At 32.9% G+C, this 2775-nt stretch carries 5 protein-coding genes; 3 read left to right on the top strand and 2 right to left on the bottom strand.

Annotation, left to right across the window (positions count from 1 at the left end; all coding sequences use genetic code 11):
* Positions 1-230, top strand: a 230-nt coding sequence (locus HNP68_RS07055) for a hypothetical protein (protein ID WP_221240670.1), incomplete at its 5' end; no start/stop codon positions are given.
* 43 nt (positions 231-273) lie between these two features.
* Here the strand turns inward: HNP68_RS07055 and HNP68_RS06365 are convergent.
* Entirely contained in the window at positions 274-561 is a 288-nt protein-coding gene (locus HNP68_RS06365) for a hypothetical protein (RefSeq protein ID WP_235684961.1), read from the bottom strand.
* Between the two features lie 24 nt (positions 562-585).
* Entirely contained in the window at positions 586-996 is a 411-nt protein-coding gene (locus HNP68_RS06360; protein ID WP_183221570.1) for a hypothetical protein, read from the bottom strand.
* Positions 997-999: 3 nt separating this feature from the next.
* Here HNP68_RS06360 and HNP68_RS06355 point away from each other — a divergent pair, with 3 nt between their 5' ends.
* Both HNP68_RS06355 and HNP68_RS06350 read left to right on the top strand, forming a co-directional pair.
* On the top strand, positions 1000-1929 hold the full coding sequence (locus tag HNP68_RS06355; protein WP_235684960.1) for a hypothetical protein: 930 nt from the start codon (positions 1000-1002) through the stop codon (positions 1927-1929).
* A gap of 44 nt (positions 1930-1973) precedes the next feature.
* Positions 1974-2775: RNA-guided endonuclease TnpB family protein (locus tag HNP68_RS06350; RefSeq protein ID WP_183221568.1), on the top strand; the 802-nt coding region annotated here is incomplete at its 3' end.

Here is a 2775-nt window from a genome sequence, read left to right as displayed (position 1 = left end):
GGTTTTTCCCTGGGAATTTTCCTACCCTTTTTACTATTCTAAAGCTAATATGCTACCCCTTTGCTGCTGGATTTGGATTTTTTCTTTGTCCTGATCCTGATCCTGGTTCTAGTCCTGATCCTGGTAATGATCCTGATCCTAGTACTAATTCTGGTCCTGGTCCTGATTCCGGCGCCGACCTTGCTGATCTTCCGCTTCTACCAGAAGCTGGAGCACCAGCACCATCCTGAAGTCCTTTGATGAACACATCTTTGTAATCTTTGATGATTTTGGTTAATATTTTTTAATACTGGAATACCTTCTTGCAATGCAAATATATTCACGATTATCAACTTTTTCAAATTTGAACCAGCCGGCTTTACCATCGTACTTTGTTTTGATCCATTCACATACATACTTATACAAATAATCATAATCAAAATCCTCTGGTCCTAGACGCGGGAAATTTTTGATGCTACTGTCTTTAGCTTTATTTTGGACCTCTGAGCTCATGTAAACATCCCAAATTCTGTCCCTTCTTATGTAAAGACTTCTTACTAAATGCTTCATTCTTATTTTCATTTTACCTCCTAAAGCCACTTAGGCTCAAATTGCTTTTTTACTAATTCCTAAACTATCAAGTGTAAGCCCCTTTAGAGACTTAAACCCCGAACAATCCTTAGCAATGCCTTTTGTATGTACTCTTTCGTAAAGTTTTCTATGAGGCAGCTGCTGAGGCTGCTGGGGCTGCTGAGGCTGCTGCGACTGCTGCGACTGCTGATGCTGCGGCGGCACGCCCATATTTACACTATCTTGCTCGTGATTTACTGAATCTGGTATTTGTTCATCAGACTGAACCTGTTTGTTGTTCAATCTTTCTAACCGCTCCCTACTACGAATTTCTCTCTCTCTAGCTTCCATTTCAAGAACTTTTTTCACATAATCGATGTTATGAACCTTTTTACTTACAAATTCAGTGAATCGCTCTTTCCAAATCAGATCATCAAATGGGTTCAAAAATTGATTGACATGGTCGGCAAAGCATACGAAAAATTGAAAAATTTTGTTACTTTTTGGAAGAAGGAAGAAAAGAAAGAAGATGCTTCCAGTCCCGAACCCGAAAGAGACAAAAAAGTTGATCCAAACGCAAAAACTGACTACAACAAACAGATGGAGCAAGACTACAGTAAATTACAAGACGACATATTTGTAGCCCAAAGAAAAATTTACAATAAAGTTGGCGTGGAGCGAGAAAAAGCCTTAAGGGATCTTGAAAAAACAATCAAAACAAAAAATCAAGAATTTCTAAAAAAGTACTCCGAAAGTTTTGATGAGTTATCGGATGAGAACAAGAAAATTTTAGTTGGGGTTGAAAAATCAGTAAACGAATTCAATAACTCCAATTATGACTTTGTGAATGAGTACCAAGAATTACTAAAAGAAAAAGAAAGTCGTGAAAGAAAAATACTATTAACCCTACCCCATGCAGATCAAGAAAGCGCATTACAGAAACTAAATGATGAAATTAACGAAAAGAACAAAAATTTTGTGGAAAAATATGGAAAAAGTTTCACAACTCTGAATGAATCTAACAGAAAAATTGTAGCTGCACTCGAAAAACAAGTTAAGGAATATAGTAATGCTGCATTGGATCGATCTTTTGTCCAGGCTCAAAAAGATTTGCAAAAAGAAATACTAGCCTTAGAGTGGGAAACAATGCTACTTCCAGCAAAAGCAAGAAAAAGTGCTGAAGAAAAGATGGAATCCCAAATTCAAGCACTGTACAAGAAATTCGTAGATGATCACAAAGCCAAATTCGACAAACTAAGTGAAACCAACCAAAACGCACTAAAACAAATAGCTGAGAAAGCTAAGAATACTGCAAAAAGTTTATCAAAAAAAGCAAAGAATACTCCATCTATAATTTCTATGAAATTTAGGTGGAGATGAATTTGCAACGTAAGTTAATATATAATATAATAATTTAAAAAATAATGAGTGCTAATAAAGCTTATAAGTACAGAATATATCCTAACACCAATCAAAAGAAATATTTTTCAAAGGTATTTGGATGCGTAAGATTTGTGTATAACAAAATGTTAAGTGATAAGAAAGATTATTATGAAAAGAATAAGGAAAGTCTTAGTGTTAATCCAAGTAAGTATAAAAATGAATTTCCATTTTTAAAGGAAGTTGATAGTTTAGCCCTATCTAGTGCATGGGTTGACTTACATTCTGCATATAGTAATTTTTTTAGAGAAATTAAAAAAGGAAATAGAACGCAAGGATTTCCTAAATATAAAAGTAAAAAAAATAGACAAACTTTTAGAACTATTAATCAAAAAAACTCTATAAGAATAGAAAATAATTATATAAAATTACCCAAAATAGGGTTTGTAAAGTTAGCTCTACATAGGAATATTAAGAGTAATGAAGTTATTAAAAATGTAGTAGTAGAAAAAGATACTGATGATAAATATTATGTTTCAGTAGCAGTTGAGTGCTTAGATATTAAAAATAATGATAAAACTAAAGGTGATAAAAAAGAGATAGTTGGTATCGATATGAGCATGAGGCATTTTTTAGTAAGTAGTGAAGGTGAGAAAATCAATCATCCTAAATATTTACTAAAAAATGAATCCAAGCTTAAGAAATACCAAAGAAAACTATCAAAAAAACAAAAGGGCTCTAAAAATAGAGTTAAATCTAGATTAAGAGTTGCCAAGTTGCATAGGAAAATTTCAAATCAAAGAAAAGATTTTCTACATAAATTATCTTATTATTTTGTAGTTAATT

Origin of the sequence: Borreliella yangtzensis (assembly GCF_014201775.1) — a bacterium.
GTDB lineage: Bacteria > Spirochaetota > Spirochaetia > Borreliales > Borreliaceae > Borreliella > Borreliella yangtzensis.
This window is presented reverse-complemented; position numbering and strand designations above follow the sequence as displayed.

Bases quoted from the DNA above. Each gene is read 5' to 3' on its own strand.
- HNP68_RS06365 (WP_235684961.1), bottom strand. From the start codon at position 561: ATGAAAATAAGAATGAAGCATTTAGTAAGAAGTCTTTACATAAGAAGG.